The 23,924-nt window shown below is 58.9% G+C and carries 26 protein-coding genes; 16 read left to right on the top strand and 10 right to left on the bottom strand.

The window, feature by feature from the left end:
* Positions 1-21: 21 nt before the first annotated feature.
* From mnmG to EEQ99_RS22960, 6 genes are all read right to left on the bottom strand, one after another.
* Positions 22-1,899: a tRNA uridine-5-carboxymethylaminomethyl(34) synthesis enzyme MnmG gene (mnmG, locus tag EEQ99_RS22935; RefSeq protein ID WP_127431149.1), complete on the bottom strand. Its 1,878-nt coding sequence runs from the start codon at positions 1,897-1,899 to the stop codon at positions 22-24.
* A gap of 74 nt (positions 1,900-1,973) precedes the next feature.
* Positions 1,974-3,293 (bottom strand): tRNA uridine-5-carboxymethylaminomethyl(34) synthesis GTPase MnmE, encoded by a 1,320-nt coding sequence (gene mnmE, locus EEQ99_RS22940; protein WP_127431150.1) that lies wholly within the window; start codon positions 3,291-3,293, stop codon positions 1,974-1,976.
* Between the two features lie 104 nt (positions 3,294-3,397).
* Complete coding sequence (rho, locus tag EEQ99_RS22945; protein WP_011654069.1) at positions 3,398-4,663, bottom strand: transcription termination factor Rho; 1,266 nt, start codon at positions 4,661-4,663, stop codon at positions 3,398-3,400.
* A gap of 199 nt (positions 4,664-4,862) precedes the next feature.
* The gene (gene hemJ / locus EEQ99_RS22950) at positions 4,863-5,399 is read right to left on the bottom strand and encodes a protoporphyrinogen oxidase HemJ (RefSeq protein WP_047615896.1); all 537 of its coding nucleotides are present in this window, start codon (positions 5,397-5,399) and stop codon (positions 4,863-4,865) included.
* 2 nt (positions 5,400-5,401) lie between these two features.
* Positions 5,402-6,448 carry a uroporphyrinogen decarboxylase gene (hemE, locus tag EEQ99_RS22955; protein ID WP_047615898.1) on the bottom strand — a complete coding sequence of 349 codons (1,047 nt, stop codon included), beginning with the start codon at positions 6,446-6,448 and terminating at the stop codon, positions 5,402-5,404.
* A 66-nt stretch (positions 6,449-6,514) separates the two neighbouring features.
* Positions 6,515-6,817, bottom strand: coding sequence for a hypothetical protein (locus EEQ99_RS22960; protein ID WP_155295761.1), 303 nt, complete (start codon positions 6,815-6,817; stop codon positions 6,515-6,517).
* Between the two features lie 31 nt (positions 6,818-6,848).
* On the opposite strand from EEQ99_RS22960, the gene EEQ99_RS22965 reads away from it, so the two are divergent.
* From EEQ99_RS22965 to dnaQ, 5 genes are read left to right on the top strand one after another with little or no spacing between them, the layout of a single operon-like run.
* The gene (locus tag EEQ99_RS22965) at positions 6,849-7,670 is read left to right on the top strand and encodes a pyruvate, water dikinase regulatory protein (RefSeq protein WP_047615900.1); all 822 of its coding nucleotides are present in this window, start codon (positions 6,849-6,851) and stop codon (positions 7,668-7,670) included.
* Positions 7,671-7,703: 33 nt separating this feature from the next.
* Complete coding sequence (locus EEQ99_RS22970) at positions 7,704-8,303, top strand: Maf-like protein (protein ID WP_047615902.1); 600 nt, start codon at positions 7,704-7,706, stop codon at positions 8,301-8,303.
* On the top strand, positions 8,296-9,153 hold the full coding sequence (locus tag EEQ99_RS22975) for a shikimate dehydrogenase (RefSeq protein WP_047615904.1): 858 nt from the start codon (positions 8,296-8,298) through the stop codon (positions 9,151-9,153). The genes EEQ99_RS22970 and EEQ99_RS22975 overlap by 8 nt, the downstream gene beginning before the upstream one ends.
* Positions 9,153-9,764, top strand: a complete 612-nt coding sequence (gene coaE / locus EEQ99_RS22980; protein WP_047615905.1) for a dephospho-CoA kinase — start codon at positions 9,153-9,155, stop codon at positions 9,762-9,764. Before EEQ99_RS22975 ends, coaE begins: the two co-directional genes overlap by 1 nt.
* Positions 9,757-10,479 (top strand): DNA polymerase III subunit epsilon, encoded by a 723-nt coding sequence (dnaQ, locus tag EEQ99_RS22985; protein WP_063473886.1) that lies wholly within the window; start codon positions 9,757-9,759, stop codon positions 10,477-10,479. The genes coaE and dnaQ overlap by 8 nt, the downstream gene beginning before the upstream one ends.
* Positions 10,480-10,545: 66 nt before the next feature.
* On the opposite strand, the gene secB is transcribed toward dnaQ, so the two are convergent.
* Both secB and EEQ99_RS22995 read right to left on the bottom strand, forming a co-directional pair.
* On the bottom strand, positions 10,546-11,028 hold the full coding sequence (gene secB, locus EEQ99_RS22990; RefSeq protein ID WP_047616084.1) for a protein-export chaperone SecB: 483 nt from the start codon (positions 11,026-11,028) through the stop codon (positions 10,546-10,548).
* 101 nt (positions 11,029-11,129) lie between these two features.
* The gene (locus tag EEQ99_RS22995) at positions 11,130-11,636 is read right to left on the bottom strand and encodes an FxsA family protein (RefSeq protein ID WP_127431151.1); all 507 of its coding nucleotides are present in this window, start codon (positions 11,634-11,636) and stop codon (positions 11,130-11,132) included.
* Between the two features lie 131 nt (positions 11,637-11,767).
* Between EEQ99_RS22995 and EEQ99_RS23000 the strand changes: the two genes are divergently transcribed.
* From EEQ99_RS23000 to gyrB, 5 genes are all read left to right on the top strand, one after another.
* Positions 11,768-12,472 (top strand): Tim44/TimA family putative adaptor protein, encoded by a 705-nt coding sequence (locus EEQ99_RS23000; RefSeq protein ID WP_047615912.1) that lies wholly within the window; start codon positions 11,768-11,770, stop codon positions 12,470-12,472.
* Positions 12,465-13,604, top strand: coding sequence for a murein transglycosylase A (gene mltA / locus EEQ99_RS23005; protein WP_063473887.1), 1,140 nt, complete (start codon positions 12,465-12,467; stop codon positions 13,602-13,604). The genes EEQ99_RS23000 and mltA overlap by 8 nt, the downstream gene beginning before the upstream one ends.
* Entirely contained in the window at positions 13,604-14,170 is a 567-nt protein-coding gene (locus tag EEQ99_RS23010; RefSeq protein WP_047615916.1) for a Smr/MutS family protein, read from the top strand. Before mltA ends, EEQ99_RS23010 begins: the two co-directional genes overlap by 1 nt.
* Positions 14,167-14,544, top strand: coding sequence for a helix-turn-helix domain-containing protein (locus tag EEQ99_RS23015; RefSeq protein WP_047615918.1), 378 nt, complete (start codon positions 14,167-14,169; stop codon positions 14,542-14,544). The genes EEQ99_RS23010 and EEQ99_RS23015 overlap by 4 nt, the downstream gene beginning before the upstream one ends.
* Positions 14,545-14,678: 134 nt before the next feature.
* Positions 14,679-17,114, top strand: a complete 2,436-nt coding sequence (gene gyrB / locus EEQ99_RS23020) for a DNA topoisomerase (ATP-hydrolyzing) subunit B (protein ID WP_047615921.1) — start codon at positions 14,679-14,681, stop codon at positions 17,112-17,114.
* Positions 17,115-17,201: 87 nt separating this feature from the next.
* Here gyrB and EEQ99_RS23025 read toward each other — a convergent pair whose 3' ends face one another.
* Both EEQ99_RS23025 and EEQ99_RS23030 read right to left on the bottom strand, forming a co-directional pair.
* Positions 17,202-17,801, bottom strand: coding sequence for a nitroreductase family protein (locus EEQ99_RS23025; RefSeq protein ID WP_127431152.1), 600 nt, complete (start codon positions 17,799-17,801; stop codon positions 17,202-17,204).
* A 46-nt stretch (positions 17,802-17,847) separates the two neighbouring features.
* Positions 17,848-18,132 carry a DUF2218 domain-containing protein gene (locus EEQ99_RS23030; RefSeq protein ID WP_047616089.1) on the bottom strand — a complete coding sequence of 95 codons (285 nt, stop codon included), beginning with the start codon at positions 18,130-18,132 and terminating at the stop codon, positions 17,848-17,850.
* Between the two features lie 170 nt (positions 18,133-18,302).
* On the opposite strand from EEQ99_RS23030, the gene EEQ99_RS23035 reads away from it, so the two are divergent.
* From EEQ99_RS23035 to EEQ99_RS23060, 6 genes are all read left to right on the top strand, one after another.
* Positions 18,303-19,256: a glutathione S-transferase family protein gene (locus tag EEQ99_RS23035; protein WP_127431153.1), complete on the top strand. Its 954-nt coding sequence runs from the start codon at positions 18,303-18,305 to the stop codon at positions 19,254-19,256.
* 151 nt (positions 19,257-19,407) lie between these two features.
* Positions 19,408-20,250, top strand: coding sequence for a fumarylacetoacetate hydrolase family protein (locus EEQ99_RS23040; protein ID WP_127431154.1), 843 nt, complete (start codon positions 19,408-19,410; stop codon positions 20,248-20,250).
* 204 nt (positions 20,251-20,454) lie between these two features.
* Positions 20,455-21,732: a polyhydroxyalkanoate depolymerase gene (locus EEQ99_RS23045; protein WP_127431155.1), complete on the top strand. Its 1,278-nt coding sequence runs from the start codon at positions 20,455-20,457 to the stop codon at positions 21,730-21,732.
* Positions 21,733-21,877: 145 nt separating this feature from the next.
* On the top strand, positions 21,878-22,312 hold the full coding sequence (locus EEQ99_RS23050; RefSeq protein ID WP_063473889.1) for a DUF2852 domain-containing protein: 435 nt from the start codon (positions 21,878-21,880) through the stop codon (positions 22,310-22,312).
* Positions 22,313-22,420: 108 nt separating this feature from the next.
* Entirely contained in the window at positions 22,421-23,179 is a 759-nt protein-coding gene (locus EEQ99_RS23055) for a M48 family metallopeptidase (RefSeq protein WP_127431156.1), read from the top strand.
* Between the two features lie 75 nt (positions 23,180-23,254).
* Positions 23,255-23,923, top strand: coding sequence for a phosphoribosylanthranilate isomerase (locus tag EEQ99_RS23060; RefSeq protein ID WP_063473891.1), 669 nt, complete (start codon positions 23,255-23,257; stop codon positions 23,921-23,923).
* Position 23,924 lies beyond the last annotated feature (1 nt).

Genomic DNA, 23,924 nt, shown 5'->3' on the forward strand with positions numbered 1-23,924 from the left:
AAAGACTTTCAAATCTCGTCGTCAGGCGCTTTGACGCTCGGCGGACGTTAGGCGGCGCAAATGCACAAGCAGCAATGCGATTGCCGCCGGCGTCATCCCCTCAACGACGGAGGCCTGGGCAATGTTGAAGGGGCGAGCCGCGCTGAGTTTCACCTTGAGTTCGTTGGAGAGGCCGGAAAGCGCATCGTAATCGAAATCGAGCGGTATCTGCCGTTGCTCGTCGCGTTGCTGATCGGCAATCGCCGTGGCTTGCCGATCCAGATAAACTGAATAGCCGGCCTCGATTTCCAACGCTTCCGCGACCTTGGATCCCATCGTACCAAATGTCTCAGGCCAAACACGGCGAAGTTCAGCAAAATCATAATTTGGATAGGACAACAAATCATAAGCGGTTCGGCGCTGCCCATCGAGATTGATATTTAAGCCGGCCCGCCGCGCTTCATTCGGCGTAACGGTGAGCGACTGCAAGAGCGCTCGACCCATGTCCATCTCAGCCTGATAGGCTGTAAATCGCTGCGCGCGTGCGCCGCTGGCGCAGCCCAACCGCATGGCCAATGGCGTCAACCGCATATCGGCATTGTCAGCACGCAAAGTCAGCCGATATTCCGCCCGCGAGGTAAACATTCGATACGGCTCCGTAACGCCACGTGACGTGAGATCGTCGATCATGACGCCAATATAGGAGCTGGTCCGACTAAAATGAAACGGATCCGAATCGCTGCTCTGCAGTGCCGCGTTTAGACCGGCGGCCAAGCCTTGGGCGGCCGCCTCCTCATAGCCGGTGGTGCCATTGATCTGGCCCGCAAGAAAGAGACCTTTCAGCCGTTTGACTTCCAACGACGGCGTCAACTCTCTCGGGTCAACATGATCATATTCGATTGCATAGCCGGGTTGCAGAATTCTTGCCGCTTCAAGCCCGGGAATTGTCTTGATGAAATCTGCCTGGACGTCTGCCGGCAAAGAGGTGGAAATACCGTTCGGATAAACTGTGTCGTCGTCCAGTCCCTCGGGCTCGAGAAAGACTTGATGCCCATCCCGCTCTCCAAATTTTACCAGCTTGTCTTCGATAGACGGGCAATAGCGAGGACCGACGCCTTCGATCTGTCCGGAATACATCGCCGATCGCATGATGTTGTCGACAATGATGCGATGGGTCGCTTCAGTCGTCCTGGTGACCCCGCATTCGATCTGCGGCGTCGTAATCCTGTCGGTCATAAAGGAGAAGGGCACGAGTTCCTCGTCAGCCCCCTGCCGGCCGACGGATTGCCAGTCTATGGTCTTTCCGTCCAACCGCGCCGGTGTCCCGGTCTTCAGTCGTCCCAAGCGCAATCCCAGCCTGGCCAGCGTGGCAGACAGCCCGATCGACGGCGCTTCACCGACACGACCGGCCGGCGTCTTTTCCGAACCGATATGAATAAGTCCACGCAGGAAGGTTCCAGTCGTCAAAACGACGGCAGGAGTCTTTAGGGTTCGACCATCCTTCATGACCACCCCGGCAACACGCCCGTCGACAACGTCCAGATCAAACGCATCGCCTTCGACGATGTCCAGACCAGGTGTGGCCTCAATCGCCGCCAGCATCGCCAAACGATAGAGCTTTCGATCGGCCTGGGTTCGCGGTCCTCGAACGGCTGCCCCTTTTTTCTTGTTCAGCATCCTGAACTGAATGCCCGCAGCGTCGGCGATACGACCCATCAGGCCATCCATAGCGTCGATCTCGCGAACCAAGTGACCCTTACCAAGCCCGCCGATTGCCGGATTGCAGGACATCACACCGATCGTGTCCCGCCTGTGCGTCACCAAGGCGGTTTTCGCACCGAGTCGCGCAGCCGCACTGGCGGCTTCCGACCCCGCATGGCCGCCACCGATCACGATCACATCATAGACATTATCGGTCATTCAAGACTCCAGATCGTGTGTACGTTTCACGTGAAACCAGCCATAAACGTGACACCGATCGCGTTTCACGTGAATCATTTCCCGATACAAAACTCCGAGAAGATCACCCCAAGCAGCTGTTCGACATCCACTCTTCCGGTAATTCTCCCCAAATACTCGGCGGCAATTCGAAGCTGCTCGGTCCGCAGTTCGAGATTTACGTCCTTCTGCGTAATCGCAGTATCAAGCGCCGCCAAACATTTCGTTAGCGAATCTTTATGCCGTTGCCGACTAGGGATCGCCATCGACAAACCACTGAAACGCGCTGCGACGCTGTTGCCGATCAATTGACGCAATTCCGGCAGGCCGTCACCCGTTGCCGCCGAAATCTGCAAATCATACCGACCCGAGACGACATCGATGAGATCCTTCTTCGTGCCAACAGTAACATGAGCCCAGGTTCGCTCCAAGTCGTCAGGAATCAGCGGATTGGTCATGTCCACCAGCAGCAGCACAAGATCGGCATCGCCAAGCGCAAGACGCGCGCGCCGAACGCCCTCTATTTCAACCCGGTCGTCGGCATCGCGCAGGCCGGCTGTATCATAGAGCTTGATCAGGTAGCCATCGATATCGAGATCAACCTGCAGGACATCGCGGGTGGTGCCGGCGATCTCGGTGACGATCGCAACATCGCGCCGTGCCAGAGCATTCAGCAGGCTTGATTTTCCGGCATTCGGCGCACCGGCAATAACCACCTTAAAGCCGTCCCTGATAATCTCACCTGCCGAAGCCGCACCCAAATGGTGCGCGATATCGGCGCGTAGCTTACTCATATCGGCCCAGACCATATCCGATACCGACCCTGGAACATCATCCTCGTCGGGAAAATCGAGTTCCGCCTCAATCAGCGCTCGTGCGCGGGTTAATCGTTCCGCCCACGAATCGTAAATTATGGAAAGTCCGCCCGCGCTATGTTCGACCGCAAGCCGTCGCTGCATTTCCGTCTCGGCACCGATAAGGTCGGCCAGACCTTCGACTTCGACCAGGTCAAGCTTGCCGTTCCCAAAAGCCCGGCGGGAGAACTCACCCTCAACAGCCATTCGAACACCTGGAATGTCGCCAAGCGTCTGAAACAGCGCCGCCAGGACAGCCTTGCTGCCATGGAGCTGTAGCTCCGCGACATCTTCCCCGGTAAAAGAATTTGGCCCCGGAAAAAACAGTACCAGACCACTGTCGATCGCTTGGTCGTTACGAGTCCGAATCGTTCGGTGCGATGCGTATCGAGCTTTCGGCACCGAGCCGACGAGGCTCACCAATATGTCTCTGGTCAGCGGACCGCTGATGCGAATAACCGAAACACCTGAAGGTGCAGCACCGCTCGATAGCGCATATATGGTATCATTCAACATGGCCATATTGCCTGGTTAATCTTCGAATTCGAATCGGTTCCTCCTAAATAGAAAAGCTGGCGACATCATCATGATGCCTCCAGCTCTCATAGGATGAATCCGGCTAAGGATTATGTATTCATCGAATCGAAGAAGTCGGAATTGTTCTTCGTCTGCTTCAGCTTGTCGATCAGGAATTCGATCGCATCGGTCGTGCCCATTGGCGCAAGGATGCGGCGGAGCACAAAGATCTTCTGCAGATCCTGGCGTGGGACGAGAAGGTCTTCCTTGCGCGTGCCGGACTTGAGGATGTCCATCGCCGGGAAGATGCGCTTGTCGGCGACCTTGCGATCAAGGACGATTTCCGAGTTGCCGGTGCCCTTAAATTCTTCGAAGATCACTTCATCCATACGGCTGCCGGTATCGATCAGCGCCGTGGCGATGATCGTCAAGGAACCGCCTTCCTCGATATTGCGCGCCGCACCGAAGAAGCGCTTCGGACGCTGCAACGCATTGGCGTCGACACCGCCGGTCAGGACCTTGCCTGAGGAGGGAACCACGGTGTTGTAGGCACGGCCGAGGCGCGTGATCGAATCGAGCAGGATGACGACGTCGCGCCCATGTTCGACAAGACGCTTTGCCTTTTCAATGACCATCTCCGCCACCTGGACGTGACGTACGGCCGGTTCGTCGAAGGTCGAGGAGATGACCTCGCCGCGAACGGAACGCTGCATGTCGGTCACTTCCTCAGGACGCTCATCGATCAGAAGAACGATGAGATAGCACTCCGGATGGTTCGCGGTAATCGAATGCGCGATATTCTGCAGCAGCACAGTCTTACCGGTGCGGGGCGGCGCGACGATCAGTCCACGCTGGCCCTTGCCGAGCGGCGCCACCAGGTCGATCACGCGCGGCGACAGATCCTTGGTGGTGGGAATATCGAGTTCCATCTTGAAACGCTCGTTCGGATAGAGCGGCGTCAGATTGTCGAAATGAACCTTATGACGAATCTTTTCCGGATCGTCGAAATTGATAGTGTTGACCTTGAGCAGCGCAAAATAGCGCTCGCCTTCCTTCGGCCCGCGGATGGGGCCTTCGACCGTATCACCTGTTTTCAGCGAGAAACGGCGGATCTGCGAGGGGGAGATATAAATATCATCTGGGCCTGGCAGATAGTTGGCATTTGCGGAACGCAGGAAACCGAAACCATCCTGGAGCACTTCGACGACACCTTCGCCGATGATTTCGACATCCTGGCTGGCGAGCATCTTGAGGATAGCAAACATCAATTCCTGTTTGCGCATCGTGCTGGCATTCTCAACCTCGAGCGATTCGGCGAAAGCCAGAAGATCCGTCGGGGATTTGCTCTTAAGTTCCTGAAGCTTCATTTCAGCCATGAAGTGACCAATACTCTTTTCAATTTCGAAGGGGAAAGGCGATGTTGGGTCGTATTCGGTACTGCGAAAGGGCTCGCAGACGACTGAACTCTACACACATGCCACGTAGATGAGATGCGCGGAAAATAGCGACTCGCAATCGCTGCCGCAAGAGGGCTGCTTAAAATGAAGCAAATTTAACCTGAGTATGGATTTTGCCTCAGAATGGCTTCACCACGACGAGGATCACGATCAGGATCATCAGCAATGTCGGTGCCTCGTTCATGAACCGCCAATAGCGCGCAGAGCGGCGGTTTTCATCCCGCTCGAAGGCTCTGACGGCACGGCTGAAGAACATATGAACGCCCGTCAGCAGCACAACGAGACCGATCTTGGCGTGCAGCCAGCCGCCTTGGAATCCATAGACCGACCAAGCGAGATAGAGGCCAAAAATCCACGTCAGCATCATCGCCGGCGTCATGATGATTCGAAGCAGCCGGCGTTCCATCACCTTGAAGGTTTCCGATTGCACCGAACCCGGTTCGGCATCGGTGTGATAGATGAACAGCCGCGGCATATAGAACAATCCAGCCATCCAGGAAATGACCGCGATGATGTGCAGTGCCTTGATCCAGAGATAGAGATTATCGGGGTTCCAGGCGAAAAGCCCGACCGCCATCAGCGCGAAGAAGACCAGCGCAAAATGGGCTCGGCGCCGGGCGTAAGCGCCAGGTCTCCGATCGGTCTGCTTCTCCATCGTCACGCCCCGCCTCGCATCCGCCCGCCACGCACACGATCGACCAGCAGACGCACATGCTCGGGGTCGGCCTGCGGCGTGATGCCGTGACCGAGATTGAAGATCAGCGGCCCATTGCCGAGATGCTGCAGAATATCGTCGATGCCCTCTTCAAGCGCCCGACCGCCGGCAACGACGCGCATAGGATCGAGGTTGCCCTGCACCGGCCCGTCCTTTTGAAGTTCGGCGGCAAAGGCCAGCGGGACAGACCAGTCGAGACCGATCGCATCCGCACCAGTCTTCTGGCGATAGGTTTTCAGCTGGTAGCCGGCGCCCTTGGCGAAAGCGATGATGCGCGCGTGTGGTCGCTGCGATTTGACCGAAGCGATCATCCGCGCAACCGGCCTGATCGCGAACGCCTCGAATTCCCTCTCACCGAGAACGCCGGCCCAGGAATCGAAAATCTGCACGGCATCGGCGCCGGCATCAATCTGGGCCACGAGATAATCGGCCGATACGTCAGCAAGCAGCATCAGCAGATGCTCGAAGGCGCGAGCATGCCGATACGCGAAAAGGCGGGCAGGCGCCTGATCCGGCGTGCCATGTCCGGCGATCATATAGGTCGCGACCGTCCAAGGCGCGCCGCAGAAGCCGAGCAGCGTCGTCTCGGCTGGCAGCCCCTCACGCAGCCGCCGCACCGTCTCCAGCACCGGCCTGAGATAACCGACAACCTCTTCGCCATTCAATCTGCTGATCCCGGCTTCATCGATTGGATCCATCTCAGGACCATGGCCTTCGGTGAACCGGACGTTCCGCTTCATTGCATCGGGAATGACCAGGATATCGGAAAACAGGATGGCTGCATCGAAGCCATAGCGGCGGATCGGCTGCAATGTCACTTCGACGGCGTGATCGGGCGTATAGCAAAGATCGAGAAAACTTCCCGCCTTTGCCCGTGTCTCCCGATACTCCGGCAGATAGCGCCCCGCCTGCCTCATCAGCCAGAGAGGAGGAGGGGAGAGGCTTTCGCCATCCAGAACCCTCATGATCTTTCGGCGCGTCTCGCTCAAGCGCTTCTTCCCTATAAAAAATCAAAGATATTTTAAAAGGTTTCTATTTCTTAGAGTCGGTGTCTATCAAGGATTAAAATCCATCCACTGCCGATGCCATTTGTCGCGCACCTGCAAAAAACATTGGAAGGATTTCGCCGTTGTTTCCGAGGTTCGGGGAAAAGCTGAATCTGAAAATGATTCCAAGCCCTTCGGAATGGGTGATTTTTTTCGTGGCTGTGGATAGGCTGTGGACCAGTTTTCCAGAAATCGATCTTCTCCCCATCGTCCACAGGGCCAACCGAAACCGATCCGCAAAATCCGAAATGTGGATAAGCAGGCATGTTTTCCCTTGCCGGAGGCTGCCTCGGCACCGTAGCTCTGTTTCATCCAGTCTTTTCAACAGGCAGCGGAAAATAGCGTGGAGAACAGAACGAACTTCTTTCATCTGCATCTGATTTCTGACTCAACGGGAGAGACTCTGATCTCCGCCGGCCGCGCCGCGTCGGCGCAGTTCAGATCCGCTCAGCCGATCGAACATGTCTATCCGCTGATCCGCAATCGCAAGCAGCTGCTGCCGGTTCTCCAAGCGATCGATGACGCCCCCGGCATTGTGCTCTACACCATTGTCGACCGGGAGCTCGCGAGCCTGATCGATGAGCGCTGCGTCGAGATGGGCGTTGCCTCGGTGAATGTGCTGGAGCCGGTCATGAATGCATTCCAGATCTATCTCGGTGCCCCGTCGCGCCGCCGGGTCGGAGCACAGCATGTGATGAATGCCGGCTACTTCGCGCGCATCGAAGCGCTGAATTTCACCATGGATCACGACGACGGTCAGATGCCGGACGATTATAACGATGCCGATGTCGTCATCATCGGCATCAGTCGTACGTCGAAAACACCGACCAGCATCTATCTCGCCAACCGAGGCATCAAGACGGCAAACATTCCGATCGTCTACGGCGTGCCATTGCCGGAGAGCCTCTTTGTCGCGACGAAACCGCTCATCGTCTGCCTGATCGCCACCACCGACCGTATTTCCCAGGTGCGGGAAAATCGGGTGCTCGGGGTGACGCAGGGCTTCGATCGCGAACACTACACCGACCGCGCCGCGATTTCGGAGGAGTTGAAATATGCCCGCTCGCTCTGTGCCCGTCACAACTGGCCGCTGATCGACGTCACGCGCCGCTCAATCGAGGAAACAGCCGCGGCAATCGTTGCCCTGCGCCCGAAGCTGCGCTAAGCGCTGACGAAATGCCGGCACTCCGAGGAACCCATGACGCCGAAACTCATTCTTGCATCGTCGAGTCCCTTTCGCCGGATGCTGATGGAAAATGCCGGTCTACCCTTCGAGGCGCATGCCGCAAGGATCGATGAACGGGCGGTCGAAGTACCTCTGGAAAAAGCTGGCGCCAAGCCGGATGCCGTCGCTCTCGTCCTGGCCAAAGCCAAGGCCGAGGAAGTGAGCAGCCGTTTTCCGGATGGCTTGGTCATCGGTTCGGATCAAACTATGTCGCTCGGCGACCGCGTTTTCCATAAGCCGAAGGACATGGCCGACGCGGCTGGTCATCTTCAAGCGCTTTCGGGAGTGTCCCACCGATTGAACAGCGCCGTTGCGATCGTCCGCGATGGCGTGCTCTTGTGGGAATATCTGGCGCATGCCGAACTGACGATGCGGCCGCTGACAGCGGATTTCATCGCCAGGCATCTGAGCCGGGTTGGCGAACGCGCGCTTTCCAGCGTCGGCGCCTATCAGTTGGAGGGAGAGGGCATCCAGCTTTTCGAAAAGATCGAGGGGGATTATTTCACCATTCTTGGCCTACCGATGCTGCCGCTCTTAAAAAAATTGCGAGAACTGGGAGCGATCGATGGGTGATTCACGTGAAACATTTGGGCCGAAAGCGTTTGTCACGGGCTTTCCCATCAAGCATTCGCGCTCGCCGTTGATCCACGGATATTGGCTGAAGACGCTCGGCCTGCCAGGCAGCTACCGCGCTCATGAAGTCGCCCCCGAGGCCTTTGGTGATTTCATTCGTGCGCTGAAGGACGGCAGTTCCGGCTTTGCCGGAGGCAATGTCACCATTCCCCACAAGGAAATGGCGTTCCGGCTCGCCGATAAACCGGACGCGTTGTCACGCGAACTTGGCGCCGCGAACACGCTCTGGCTGGAGGATGGCGTCTTGCATGCTACAAACACCGACGGTCGCGGCTTCATCGCCAATCTTGATGAACGCCATCCAGGCTGGGACCGGCACCGCAGAGCCGTCGTCTTTGGTGCCGGCGGCGCCAGCCGGGCGATCATCCAGGCGGTCCGGGATCGTGGTTTCCGCGAGATCCATGTCGTCAATCGCACCGTCGAACGCGCGCGTGAACTCGCGGACCGTTTTGGTCCGAGTGTTCAGGCCCACCCTGCCGGGGCGCTTGCCGAAGTCATGAAGGGTGCCGGCCTCTTCATCAATACCACCTCGCTCGGCATGGACGGCGAGGCTGCGCCCCAGCTCGATTTTTCACCTCTTGCAGCCGATGCCGTGGTCACCGACATCGTCTATGTGCCCTTGAAGACGCCGATCCTGGCACAGGCAGAAGAGCAAGGATTTCCTATTGTGGATGGTCTCGGCATGCTGTTGCATCAGGCCGTGCCCGGATTCGAGAGATGGTTCGGACAGCGTCCCGTTGTCGACGCTGCACTGCGTGCGCTCATCATTGCAGATATGGAATCACACTGATGCTGAAGATCGGTCTCACCGGCTCCATCGGAATGGGAAAATCGACGGCATCAAAGCTCTTTGCCGATGCCGGAATCCCGGTGAACGATTCTGATGCCGTGGTCCACGATCTCTATGCCGGCGAGGCTGCGCCCCTGGTGGATGCCGCCTTTCCCGGCACGATGAAGGATGGAGCAGTCGATCGGCATGAACTTGGCCGCCAGCTCGCTCTTGATCCCGACGGCTTTAAACGCCTGGAAGCGATCGTCCATCCGCTGGTTCGCAAACGCGAGATGGAATTTCTGGCGCAACAAGGTGCCGCTGGCGCCGACATGGTACTGCTCGATATTCCGCTGCTCTTCGAAACCGGCGCTGAGGAAAGAGTCGACGTCATCGTCGTCGTCAGCACTGATCCACAGATTCAGCGTCAAAGGGTGCTTGCGCGTCCCGACATGACCGAGGAAAAATTCAGCATGATTCTCTCCCGCCAGACACCGGACGCGGAAAAACGGCGGCGGGCCGATTATCTGATCGACACCAGTCACAGTATCGCGGAGACGAGGGAACGGGTGCTCGAGATCGTCGCCGACCTGAAAACGCGGATTGCCAAGGGAGATTTCCGGAATGCGTGAGATCATCTTCGATACGGAAACCACCGGTCTCGACAATCGCGCCGACCGCATCATCGAAATCGGCGGCATCGAGCTCTTCAACCATTTCCCCACAGGCAACACGATCCATATCTTCATCAATCCCGGAGATCAGAAGGTTCATCCGGATGCGCTCGCCGTACACGGCATCACCGATGAATTCCTGAAGGACAAGAAGCCTTTTGCGGACGTCGCCGAAGAAATCCTTACCTTTTTCGGCGATGCGAAGTGGATTGCCCACAACGCCACCTTCGATATGGGCTTCATCAACGCGGAGTTCGCGCGGATCGGCTTGCCGCCGATCCTGCCGGAAAGGGTGCTCGATACCTTGTCGATGGCCCGACGCAAACATCCGATGGGGCCGAATTCGCTCGATGCGCTTTGCCGGCGTTACGGCATCGACAATTCGCACCGGACCAAACACGGCGCGCTGCTCGACTCCGAACTGCTTGCCGAAGTCTATATCGAGATGATCGGCGGCCGACAGGCAGCCTTCGGTCTGAGCACGGTCAGCAAATCCAACCAGGCAGCTCGCGGTGACATGGCTGGGGATGACGATGAAGTGATTGCCGCAGTGCTCGAGCGGCCCCGCCCGCTTGGTAGCCGCCTCAGCCAAACCGAGGAGCAGGCGCATGAGGCGCTCGTCGCTAAGCTCGGGGAAAAAAGTATCTGGGCGAAATACGCCAACCTCGATTGAACCAGCCACAATTGAAAATGCCCGGGACCAGCCCGGGCATCCGTATTTCAGTGAAGAAAGATCCGCTCAGTTTGGAACGGCTTGAACCTTGGCGCGGGCCTGTTCTTCGGCGACGCGCTGGGCGAACATCTGCGTAAAGTCGATCGGGTCGATCATCAGCGGCGGGAAACCGCCGTTGCGGGTGACGTCGGCGATGATCTGACGGGCGAAGGGGAAGAGCATGCGCGGGCACTCGATAAAGAGAACCGGCAGCATGTGCTCCTGCGGGAAACCGGCCACGCGGAAGACGCCGCCATAGGCGAGTTCGGTATGGAAGACCGTCTTGTCGCCATCCTTGGCTTCGGCGTTCAGCGACAGCACGACATCGAAATCCGTATCGGAAAGCGGGTTGGCGTTGACGTTCACATTGATGTTGATCGTCGGCGCCTTGTCGCGGGCCTGCAGCGAACGCGGCGCACCCGGATTTTCGAAGGAGAGATCCTTGGTATATTGCGCAAGGATCGAAAGGGTGGGGTTGGCCGCACCGTTGTTGTTGTTATCGTCTGCCATTGGCTTTTCCTCGAGGGGCATGGGAATGGTGCCGCCATCTAACATTTCAGGGAAAGGCTTACAACCCTGAGCGCTTGGCGCGGTTGATCAGCCGCAGTGCCTCAATCGCCGAGATGCTTGCCGGACCACGGCGAGTTGCGATCCGGCTCTCTATGATAGTCCTCCTCGTCGAGATCGACCACCTTTGAGTTTGGCTTGCTGTCGCGAAAATCGGGTTGTGGCTCGGAGGAAAAACCGCCCTTGGCGTTGACGACGACGAAGCGTTTGGCAATCGCCCGCCAGACCAGATCGCGCACCGGCGGAATGAGAATGAGGATGGCAATGATATCCGTGAGGAAGCCGGGAATGATCAGCAGCAGCGAGGCGATGACGTTCATCGCCGGCCGCAGCAAATCTCGGCCAGGCATCACCCCGTTTCGTCCTTCGCTCGACATGCGGCGCAAAATACCGATGCCTTGCCGGCGCAGCAGAACCACGCCGAGAACGAAACCCAGCATGACGAGCGCGAGCGTCAGCCACAATCCGATCGCCCGGCCGACGACGACGAAACCGGCAATTTCGGCGAACGGGAGCAGCAGAATGAAAGCTGGCAGGATCGAAAAACGCATGTCTGTCATGTCCCGGACGTGCCGGTCTCCTCTTGGCGCCGGCGAAGATGCCAGCCATCATTTGAATCATCTGTATAGGCGGACTATATGGGAGTACAAATCAGAGATGTTAACGGCGGCTGCGATACGATATGAGTTCGAACGACTTCATCACATTATTTTTCCTGGTGGCGGCTGTGCTGATTTTCTTTCAGCTTCGCTCCGTGCTCGGGCGCCGCACAGGAAATGAGAAGCCGCCGCGCGATCTCTATACGCCGCGGGATGCGGCTCCGGCCGATGCCGCCGATGCCGGCAAAGTCGTAACGCTGCCGCGGCGCGATGCGACGACCGAGGATGAGGATCGCTTCGCCGCCATCGATGCTTTTGCGGCGCCTGGAACGCCGCTCAACGAATCGCTGCGTGCGCTGAACAAGGCCGATCCCGCTTTCAGCCCGAAGGAGTTTCTGAACGGCGCCCGCATGGCTTACGAGATGATCGTCATGGCCTATGCCGATGGCGACCGGAAAACACTCAAGAACTTGCTGTCCCGTGAAGTCTATGACGGTTTCGATGCGGCAATCGGCGAACGCGAAGCCCGCGGTGAGAAGGTGAAGTCCACCTTCGTCGGCATCGACAAGGCCGAAATCACCCATGCGGAGACGAAGGGCAGCGAAGCGCAGATCACCGTGCGCATCATCAGCCAGCTCATTTCGGCCACCTACGACAAGGCGGATGTGCTGATCGAAGGCGACGCCGAAAACGTCGCCGAGGTCAACGACCTCTGGACCTTTGCCCGCGACACCCGCTCGCGCGACCCGAACTGGAAACTCGTGGCGACCGAATCGGAACATGAGTGACCACGCAGCGGACTTCGTCCTGCAGGCCATAAGCTTCGACACTCTGGAAGGCTGGAAGGATGATGATCCTTCCGGCCTTTTTGAAGTCATGCGACGCTGCCGGCGGCAAATCAGCGATGTCAAACCGTACCGCACCGGATCGCTTGGCCTGAGTTCGGAAGACCTGCTCCCGCTTCTGGTCGCCGCCGAAGATGTCAGTCCGTCATCTCCGGCATCGGCGCGCGCCTTTTTCGAGACGCACTGTCGACCCTTTCTGATCCGCCGCAAGGACGGCAATTCCGGCTTCGTCACCGCCTTCTACGAGCCTGACATCGAGGTGTCGGAGCGGCCGGACGAAATATTCCGTTTCCCTTTCTACAGGCGCCCGGATGATCTGATCGATCTCGACGACGCCAATCGCCCCGCCGAGCTCGACAGCGCCTATGCTTTCGGCCGTCTGCATGACGGCCGCATCGGTGCCTATCCGGACCGCCGCGCCATCGATCAGGGTTTTCTCGAAGGCCGAGGCCTCGAAATCGCCTGGGCGAAGTCGAAGGTCGATGTCTTCTTCGTGCATGTGCAGGGCGCTGCCCGCCTGCGTTATCGGGATGGCCATATCGGCCGCATCACCTATGCCGCGAAGGCCGGCCATGCTTTTTCGGCGATCGGCAAGTTGCTGATCGAGAGGGGCGAGATCGATCGGGCGGAGATTTCGATGCAGGCGATCCGCGCCTGGCTGGCGCGCAATCCCGAGCGCGTCGACGAGGTGCTGTGGCATAACCACTCTTATATTTTCTTCCGGGAAGCGCCCTCGCAGGCTTTCAGCCTGCGAACCGCCGATCCTGGGGCCGGTCCGATCGCCGCCGCCAAGGTGCCGCTTCTCGCCGGGCGCTCGCTTGCGGTCGACCGGATGATCCATACGTTCGGTTTTCCCTTTTTCATTCGCGCCGAAAGCCTCACCCATCTCGATCACGGTCGACCGTTCCGCCGGCTGATGCTGGCGCTCGACACCGGCTCGGCGATCGTCGGGCCGGCGCGCGGTGACATCTTCACCGGCTCGGGGGATATGGCTGGGGAAAGTGCCGGCACGGTCCGCAACGATGCCGATTTTGCCATCCTCATCCCCAATGCCGCCGCCGGAAGATTCGACTGATGGCCAGGGATCGCAAGCTCAGCGCAGATGAGAGGATCCTCTGGGGCAAGGTCGCCCGCAGCACGCGGCCGATGCCCGGCAAGGCGGGCGCGCTGACCGAACTCGACGCCTTTCTTGCCGAAGCCGAAGCGGCGGCCGAACGGGAACAGGAAAAACAGACACCCGCCGCGCCCATGCCGCTGCAGCCGACGCTACCATCGGCGGCGAAACCGTCGGCGGGGGTGCATCATCCGCTGGAAAAGCCGGTCAAACGCAAGATCGCCAAGGGCCGGCTGGCGCTCGAAGCGCGGATCGACCTGCATGGGCTGGTGCAGAGCGAGGCCCATTCCATCCTTCTCGACTTCCTGATCCGGGCGCATGAGCGCGGCATGCGCCATGTGCTTGTCATCACCGGCAAGGGCAGCTCGATGGGCAGCGAAGGCGCGCTGAAGCGGGCCGTGCCGCTCTGGTTCTCCAAGCCCGAATTCCGCTACCTGATCTCGTCATATGAACCTGCCGCGCAGCATCATGGCGGCGAGGGCGCGCTCTATATTCGCCTGTCGCGGCGGCATGGGGAAAGACCATGACACCCTTCGGAGAGGCGGTTCGCCGGCTGAGAGCGCGCAAGGGCGTCTCGCAGAAGGAGATGGCGCAAGCGCTGAACGTCTCTCCCGCCTATCTCTCGGCGCTCGAACATGGAAAGCGTGGCCTGCCGACATTCGACCTGCTGCAGCGCATCGCCGGCTATTTCAACATCATCTGGGATGAGGCCGAGGAACTGTTCCTGCTCGCCCGCTCATCCGACCCGCGTGTCGTCATCGACACGTCAGGCCTGCCTCCCGAATATACCGAATTTGCCAACCGGCTGGCGCGGCGGATTCGCAGCCTTGACAGTGCGGAGATAGGCCGGCTATCGGCTCTTCTCGAAAATGGCGGCAAAGGCGACGGAAAAGCGTCATAATCCCCTGTTTTATGCCCTGTTTTAGGGGCGTGCCATGGGAACTGGGTTCAAAAAACCTATATACAAGAGGGAAGAAAGCCGGTGATTCGCAAGGCGCGCCGCAGCTTTACGACAACAGGGAAAATCTCAACAGAATGAGCGATACATCCGCGACGGAAAACGGCGTAAGCACCGAATATGGCGCAGATTCCATCAAGGTTCTGAAGGGCCTCGATGCCGTGCGCAAGCGCCCCGGCATGTATATCGGCGATACCGACGATGGCTCCGGCCTTCATCACATGGTCTATGAAGTCGTCGACAACGCAATCGACGAAGCGCTTGCCGGTCATGCCGACATCGTCACCGTCACGCTCAATCCGGATGGCTCGGTGACGGTCACCGATAACGGCCGCGGCATCCCGACGGATATCCATACCGGCGAAGGCGTCTCGGCCGCCGAAGTCATCATGACGCAGCTCCATGCCGGCGGTAAGTTCGACCAGAATTCCTACAAGGTCTCCGGCGGCCTGCACGGCGTCGGCGTCTCCGTCGTCAATGCGCTTTCCGTCTGGCTGAAACTGAAGATCCGCCGCCAGGGCAAGATCCATGAAATGAGCTTCAGCCATGGCGTGGCCGATGCGCCGCTGAAGGTCACGGGCGAAGCACCGAATGAGACCGGCACCGAAGTGAGCTTCATGCCGAGCACCGACACCTTCACGATGACGGAGTTCGATTACGGCACGCTAGAGCATCGCCTTCGCGAACTCGCCTTCCTGAACTCAGGCGTGCGCATCCTGCTGACCGACAAGCGTCATTCCGATATCAAGCAGGAAGAACTGCGTTACGATGGCGGCCTCGAGGCCTTCGTCGCCTATCTCGACCGTGCCAAGAAGTCGCTCGTCGACAAGCCGGTTGCCATCCGCGGCGAAAAGGACGGCATCACCGTCGAAGTGGCGATGTGGTGGAACGACAGCTATCACGAGAACGTGCTCTGCTTCACCAACAACATTCCCCAGCGCGATGGCGGCACGCATATGGCCGGTTTCCGCGCCGCGCTGACGCGCCAGGTGGTTTCCTATGCCGACAGTTCCGGCATCACCAAAAAGGAAAAGGTAACGCTGCAGGGCGAAGACTGCCGCGAAGGCCTGACGGCGGTTCTGTCGGTCAAGGTGCCCGATCCGAAATTCTCCTCGCAGACCAAGGATAAGCTCGTTTCCTCGGAAGTCCGTCCTGTTGTCGAAAGTCTGGTCAACGAGGCGCTGAGCACCTGGTTCGAAGAACATCCAAGCGAAGCCAAGATCCTCGTTGGCAAGGTCGTCGAGGCCGCCGCCGCCCGCGAAGCGGCCCGCAAGGCGCGCGAGTTGACCCGCCGCAAGGGCGCACTCGATATCGCTTCGCTGCCGGGCAAGCTCGCCGACTGCTCCGAGCGCGATCCGACAAAATCCGAAGTCTTCCTCGTCGAGGGCGATTCTGCCGGCGGTTCGGCCAAGCAGGGCCGTTCGCGCGAAAACCAGGCAATCCTGCCGCTGCGCGGCAAGATCCTGAATGTCGAACGTGCTCGTTTCGACAAGATGCTGTCGAGCCAGGAAATCGGCACGCTGATCACCGCACTTGGCACCGGCATCGGCAAGGACGAGTTCAATGTCGAAAAGCTGCGCTACCACAAGATCATCATCATGACGGATGCCGATGTCGACGGCGCCCATATCCGCACCCTGCTGCTGACCTTCTTCTTCCGCCAGATGCCGGAACTGATCGAACGCGGCCATCTCTACATCGCCCAGCCGCCGCTCTATAAGGTCGCGCGCGGCAAATCGGTGCAGTATCTGAAGGATGAGAAGGCGCTCGAAGAATATTTGATCGGCCAGGGTCTGGAAGATGCCGCACTGCGGCTCGGCAGCGGCGAGGTCCGCACCGGTCAAGACCTGCGCGAGGTCATCCTGGATGCGCTGCGCATGCGCGCTTTGCTCGACAATCTCCACTCGCGCTACAATCGTTCCGTCGTCGAACAGGCTGCCATCGCCGGCGCGCTCAACGCCGACCTCGTCAGCGACCAGGCAAGGGCGCTGGCGCTGGCAAACGAAGTGGCAGGCCGCCTCGATATCATTGCCGAGGAAACCGAGCGCGGCTGGCAGGGCGATCTGACCAGCGATGGCGGCCTGCGCCTCGAACGCATGGTCCGCGGCGTCAAGGAAATCGTCGTGCTCGACATGGCGTTGATCGGCTCTTCGGATGCCCGTCACATCGACCAGCTGACCGCACGTCTCAAGGAAATCTATCAGACGCCGCCGTCGTTGCATCGGCGCGAAGGCGATGTCGAGATCTCAGGCCCGCGTGCCTTGCTCGACGCGGTCTTCGCCAGCGGCCGCAAGGGCCTGACCATGCAGCGCTACAAGGGCCTCGGCGAGATGAATGCCGAGCAGCTCTGGGAAACGACTCTCGATCCGAATGTCCGCTCGTTGCTGCAGGTCAAGGTCAACGACGCCACCGATGCCGACGGCCTCTTCGCCCGTCTGATGGGCGACGAAGTCGAGCCGCGGCGCGAATTCATCCAGGACAATGCGCTGAGCGTCGCTAACCTCGATATCTGATTGATATTTCAGGAATTAGAAGCCCCGCTATCCCTGGATGGCGGGGCTTTCGTTTATCCGGATATCTGCTTGGTCCCTGGCTTCGCGTCAGTTCGCAGCGAAGCGGCCGTTGAAGGCGACGTCGGAGAGCGGCTTGCGCTGGCTGGGGAATTCGCGCGCCTGATTGCGTTCGGAAAGAACGCTCTTGTCGGCGAGCTTGCCGACGGCGACGCCTGCCTCGACCCGGTACCCCTCGGGAATGGCGAAAGCCTGCCTGATCTCCTCGTGTTTGAGGCCGCCCATGCCATGGGCGTAGAAACCGGAGAGCCGCGCCTGGATCGCCAGATGCCCCCAGGCCGCACCGGCATCGAAGGAATGGGTGTAGCTCGGCTTCTCCTCGCCGGAGCCGGCAACGCCGGTGAAGGCGCGCGACACGACGAAGATCAAGGCCGACGCATTCCTCGCCCATTCCTGGTTGGCGTCGACGAGCAATGCGACGAATTTCTCCCAATGCTCCGAACCTTTGAGCGCATAGATGAAGCGCCAGGGCTGATGGTTGGCTGAGGACGGAGCCCAATGGGCGGCTTCGAGCAGGCTGAGCAGCTGCGCTTCCTCGATGATTTCGCCGGTGAAGGCGCGGGGCGACCAGCGATCGAGAAACATCGGATCGATCGGATATTCGGATTCGCGGTGATTGCTCTTCGTCATGCTTGTTCCAGGGTTCGGGGCAGAAAATTTGGATCGGGGGCCGGGCTCAGTTGGTCCAGACGATGTCGAGCTCCTCGCGGAAGGCGAAGCGCTTCAGGTGATCGTCGATGACATCATGCATTCTTTGCTGTTGCGCGGGATCGGCGACGGAAAGTGTCATGGTCAGCGCCGCATCGTCGGCAGAAAACGTCACCTCGGCCGTATCGCTGAACGGCACCCGGCCCTTCACGGGATCGAAATCGACGCTGAACTTGTGGCTCCAGTGTTTGCAAAGCTGCTGCAGGTAGCGGCTCGCATGTTCGGTCCGCACGACGGCCTTGGAGAGATGCATGTCGAACTCCACTTCATCTTGTATCGCGGAGTCATATTTCCTGCGTCCTCGGCTTGGCAAGCGCAGCATCGTCGCAGTTTGGGTGTACAGACTGTCTCCAGAAAAGCGCCCTCACGCTGGCGTCGAAGCAGGATAATGAACGGTCTCGTCAATCGATTGGAGAGTTGCGCATGCTGGTGAACGGAAAATGGACGGAAGACTGGCAGCCCGTCCAGGCCAAGGACGAGAAGGGCGGTTTCATCAGGCAGACCTCGAGTTTCCGCAATTGGGTGACCCCGGATGGCACCGCCGGGCCGACGGGCGAAGGCGGCTTTGAAGCCAGCGCCGGCCGTTATCATCTCTATGTCGCCTATATCTGCCCCTGGGCCTCGCGCACCTTGATCGGCCGCAAACTCAAGGGCCTGGAAGACGTCATCTCCGTTTCCGTCGTCGAACCGCTGCTGAGCAAGCAGGGCTGGCGTTTCGGTGATTATCCCGGTGCGACGCAGGATCACGTCAATGGCGTAACCTATATGCATGAAATCTATACCAGGGCAGCACCCGATTTCACCGGCCGGGCCACCGTGCCGGTTCTCTGGGACAAGCGGAAAAAGACCATCGTCAACAATGAATCCGCCGATATCCTGCGCATGCTGAACGGCGGCTTCGGCAACTTGGCAAAAAATCCGATCGATCTTTACCCGGCGGAAAGGCGCGCCGAGATCGATGCTTTCAACGATCGCATCTATCCGACCCTCAACAACGGCGTCTACCGCGCCGGCTTCGCCACCACCCAGATCGCCTACGAAGAAGCCTTCGCCGATGTGTTTTCCTGCCTCGACTGGGTCGATCCGCAATTCGAAGGCCGGCCTTTTCTTTTCGCCGAGCATCCGACGGAAAGCGATATTCGGCTTTTCGTGACGCTGGTGCGCTTCGACGTCGCCTATCACGGCATCTTCAAATGCAATCTGCACCGTCTTTCCGACTATCCGAACCTGCGCGCCTTCTGCCGTCGCATGCTGGATTGGCCGGGCATCGCAGAAACGGTGAATCTCGATCACATCAAGCGCGGCTACTATTCGGTCGAAAGCCTCAATCCGACGAAAATCGTCCCTGCCGGCCCCGATCTGGCCGAAATTTTTTGAAGCATGATGTCGAATGGATGGAGGCAGTTTTCGGCAAAAATCATCCGAATTGCAGAAAAGCCGTACCGCTTGCCGGCAAAGCCGTAATGACACCGATGAATAATTCGTTCATAGGTGGTTGCAAATCCGTTTTCGATGAGGAGGAATTTCCATGAAGCTGATGCGTGTTGGCGAAGCAGGCAGTGAAAAACCAGCGCTTCTCGATGCCGATGGCAAGATCCGCGATCTCTCCGGTCATGTCGCCGATATCGGCGGCGAGGCGATCACGCCGGCAGGCCTTGCGAAGATCGCTGCGATCGATCCCAGGAGCCTTCCGGAGCTTTCCCCCGGCCGCATCGGCGCCTGCGTCGCAGGCACTGGCAAGTTCATCTGCATCGGCTTGAATTATTCGGATCACGCTGCCGAAACCGGTGCGACCGTGCCGCCCGAGCCGATCATCTTCATGAAAGCAACATCGGCGATCGTCGGGCCGAACGACGATGTCATCATCCCCCGCGGTTCGGAAAAGACCGATTGGGAAGTCGAACTCGGCGTCGTTATCGGCAAAACTGCCAAATATGTAACGGAAGCCGAAGCGCTGGATTATGTCGCCGGCTATTGCGTCTCCAATGACGTTTCCGAGCGCGCTTTCCAGACCGAGCGGTCCGGTCAATGGACCAAGGGCAAATCCTGCGACACCTTTGGCCCGATCGGCCCCTGGCTCGTCACCAAGGATGAAATTCCGCAACCGCAGAACCTCGGCATGTGGCTGACGGTCAACGGCCAGAAGATGCAGAACGGCTCGTCGAAGACGATGGTTTACGGCGTTGCTTTTCTCGTCTCCTACCTCAGCCAGTTCATGTCGCTGCATCCCGGTGACGTGATCTCGACCGGTACGCCTCCGGGCGTCGGTATGGGCCTTAAGCCGCCGCGTTATCTCAAGGCCGGCGACGTGGTCGAACTCGGCATCGAAGGTCTCGGCACGCAGAAGCAGACCTTCGTAGCGGATCGTTAACGACGCTTCCTGCTGAGAAACTTAAGTTTTCAGGCTGATGATGATGCCGGAGATCAATTCTGCGGCATTTCTTGTGTGGGTCTGGCTCGTCCATGTTGCTGTGCAACAAAAAACTGTTAGTCTGCGTTACGTGCCCGCATGGCGAAAAGACTCGATGCCTTTCAATCGGCGTCATCTTTTCGATAGAGAAAGGTGGCGCCTTCCATGTTTTATCAGCTTTATGAATTGAACCATGCCGCCATGGCGCCGTTTCGCGCCGCGGCCGATATCATGCGGTTTGCTTATGCCAATCCGCTGAACCCGTTCGCCCACACGCCGTTCGGCCGGACGATGGCGGCAAGCCTCGAAATGTTCGAACGCACGACGCGGCGCTACGGCAAACCGGAATTCGGACTGAAGCAGACCACGGTCGGTGATCAGACAGTTTCCGTCCGCGAAGAGATCATCTGGTCGCGACCTTTCTGCAATCTCCTGCATTTCGCCCGCAATGTTCCGCCGGCCCGCGGCAATGACCCGCGCATCCTGATCGTCGCGCCGATGTCCGGCCACTACGCCACGCTGCTACGCGGCACGGTCGAAGCGCTGCTGCCGAGTGCGGATGTCTACATCACCGACTGGATCGACGCCCGCATGGTGCCGATGACGGAAGGCACGTTCGATTTCGACGATTACGTCGATTATGTCATCGAGATGCTGCATTTCCTCGGCCATGACACGCATGTTATCGCCGTCTGTCAGCCTTCCGTCCCTGTGTTGGCAGCCGCTGCCGTGATGGAGGAAGCCAATGATCCGCTGTCGCCCTCGTCCATGACGCTGATGGGCGGCCCGATCGACACGCGCATCAACCCGACGGCGGTCAACAAGCTCGCGCAGGAGCGGTCGCTGCAGTGGTTCTCCGACAATGTCATCATGAACGTGCCCTGGCCGCAGCCGGGTTTCATGCGCCCGGTCTATCCAGGATTCCTGCAGCTTTCGGGCTTCATGTCGATGAACCTCGATCGCCATCTCGTCGCGCACAAGGAATTCTTCATGCATCTCGTGAAGAACGACGGCGAGCCGGAAAAACATCGCGATTTCTACGACGAATATCTCGCCGTCATGGATCTGACCGCCGAATTCTATCTGCAGACGGTGGAGGAGGTCTTCATCAAGCATTCACTGCCGAAGGGTGAGTTGATGCATCGCGGCAAACGCGTCGATCCGGCGGCAATTCGCAAGGTGGCGCTTCTGACCGTCGAAGGTGAAAATGACGATATCTCGGGGGTCGGTCAGACAAAGGCGGCGCAGACCATCTGCGTGAACATTCCCGAAGATATGCGCATGCATTATCTCCAGCCGGATGTCGGTCATTATGGCGTTTTCAACGGTTCGCGTTTCCGCCGCGAGATTGCGCCGCGCATCATCAATTTCGTCCGCCAGCATTCCCGTTCGGCCGTTAAGCCTCCGGTCCCGCGTGTCATCAAGGGCGGTCGGACGGGCTGATTCAGCGATAGCTGAATTAGCAAAACGGATTCAAGGCCTTGTTCGATTTCGCGGGCAATCGTCTTGAAGGCACCTATTGCGGTAACCACATCGATTTCAGCGTTCGGTATCCTGCCGGGCGCGGAAAGCGAGGGATACCCGCACGATGAACCAGTCAGCATTGCTTCGACCGGATTGGACTCCGGCTACCATTGCCCTGATGATTCTCGGCTTCATGGTTTTCTGGCCTCTGGGTCTTGCCATGCTTGCCTACATCATCTTCGGCGACCGTCTGCGCGGCTTCAAGCGTGACGTCAACCAGGCGACCGATGGCTTCTTTGCCTCCTGCCGCCGCCCGCATGGACGGCACCGCCCGCACTTCTCGACCGGCAACGTCGCCTTCGACGACTGGCGCAAGGCCGAGATCGACCGGATCGAGGAAGAGCGCCGCAAGCTCGACGAAATGCGCGAGGAATTTGACGCTTACATGCGTGAACTCCGCCGCGCCAAGGATCAAGAAGAGTTCGACCGCTTCATGCGCGACCGCAAGAACGCCAAGCGCGATGACAACGGCCCGGTCGCTGAGTATCAGACGCCGTGAACGCCTGAACCATCAAATGATGACCGGCATCTTCCGATGCCGGTTTTTCCATGTCTGCCTGCCTGGCAAATCGTTTAGATTCGGCGGCGAATCGGATAGAAAACAGCCATGTTTCCGCTTCTGAAGACAAGGCCGAAAGCGCGAAAGCCGGTTGCGCCCGAAACGCGGACGCTCGACGTCGCCGGCCGGCTGATGCCGTTGACCATCAAGCAGCATGACCGGGCGACGCGCATCACGCTGCGTATCGAACCGGGTGGCCGGGCCTTGAAGATGACGGTGCCGAAGGGCCTGGCGACGCGTGAGGTCAATGCCTTCCTCGATCGCCACCAGGGCTGGTTGCTCACCAAGCTTGCCAAGTTTTCGACCGATACCGGCCTGCGCGACGGCGGCCAAATTCTGTTTCGCGGCGTTTCCCATCACATCCAGCATACCGGCGGCTTGCGCGGGCTGACGGAGGCGGTTTTGATAGACGGCAGGCCGGTGCTGCGCGTCAGCGGCATGCCGGAACATGTCGGACGGCGCATCGCGGCCTTTCTCAAGAAGGAAGCGCGCGCCGATCTCGCCAGACTGGCCACCATGCATGCCGGAGCGATCCGGGCGCCGATCCGCTCGATCTCGATGAAGGATACCCGCAGCCGCTGGGGCTCGTGCTCGTCGGAGGGAAATCTGAGCTTTTCCTGGCGCATCGTCATGGCGCCGCCCGCAGTGATCGATTATCTCGCCGCCCATGAGGTCGCCCATCTCAAGGAAATGAATCATGGGCCGCGGTTCTGGGCGCTTTGCAAGAAGCTTTGCCCAGGTATGGAGGAAGCGAAATCCTGGCTGAAGCGGCATGGTAGCCAGTTGCACGCCATCGATTTCGATTAGCCCAAAGCCGCGCTAAATACAGCTTTCCATGCAAATTGGCTCGACTCTTGCCGCATTTCGTGTCACTTCGCTGCCATGAAACCGGATATCAAGATCTGTGGCTTGAAGACGCCCGACGCTGTCGATCGCGCACTGAAACGCGGCGCGACCCATATCGGTTTTATCTTCTTCGAAAAAAGCCCGCGCTATATCGAGCCGGACCTGGCGGCAAAACTTGCCGAACCTGCACGTGGCAAGGCGAAAATCGTCGCCGTCGTCGTTGATCCCACCAATGACGAACTGGATGAGATCGTATCGCTGTTGAAGCCGGACATGCTGCAGCTCCACGGCAACGAGAGCCCCGAACATGTGCTGACCATAAAGGCGGTCTATGGTCTGCCTGTTATGAAGGCACTTCCGGTGCGCACGGCCGACGATCTGAAGCGCGTCGAGGCCTATATTGGCATCGCCGATCGTTTCCTCTTCGATGCCAAGCCGCCGAAGGGTTCCGAATTGCCGGGCGGCAATGGTGTTTCCTTTGATTGGAGCCTTCTCGCTTGGCTTGACGGCAGTGTCGACTACATGCTTTCCGGCGGGCTGAACAAGGACAACGTCGCGGATGCGCTATTCATCACCAAAGCACCGGGCATTGACGCTTCCTCAGGCGTCGAAACTGCGCCTGGCGTGAAGAGCGTCGCGAAGATCGATGAATTTTTTGACGCGGTCGAGAAGGCGAATGCGCCTGTCATGGCCTCAGGGAGTTGAG

Origin of the sequence: Rhizobium anhuiense (assembly GCF_003985145.1) — a bacterium.
In the GTDB taxonomy this organism is placed as follows: domain Bacteria; phylum Pseudomonadota; class Alphaproteobacteria; order Rhizobiales; family Rhizobiaceae; genus Rhizobium; species Rhizobium anhuiense.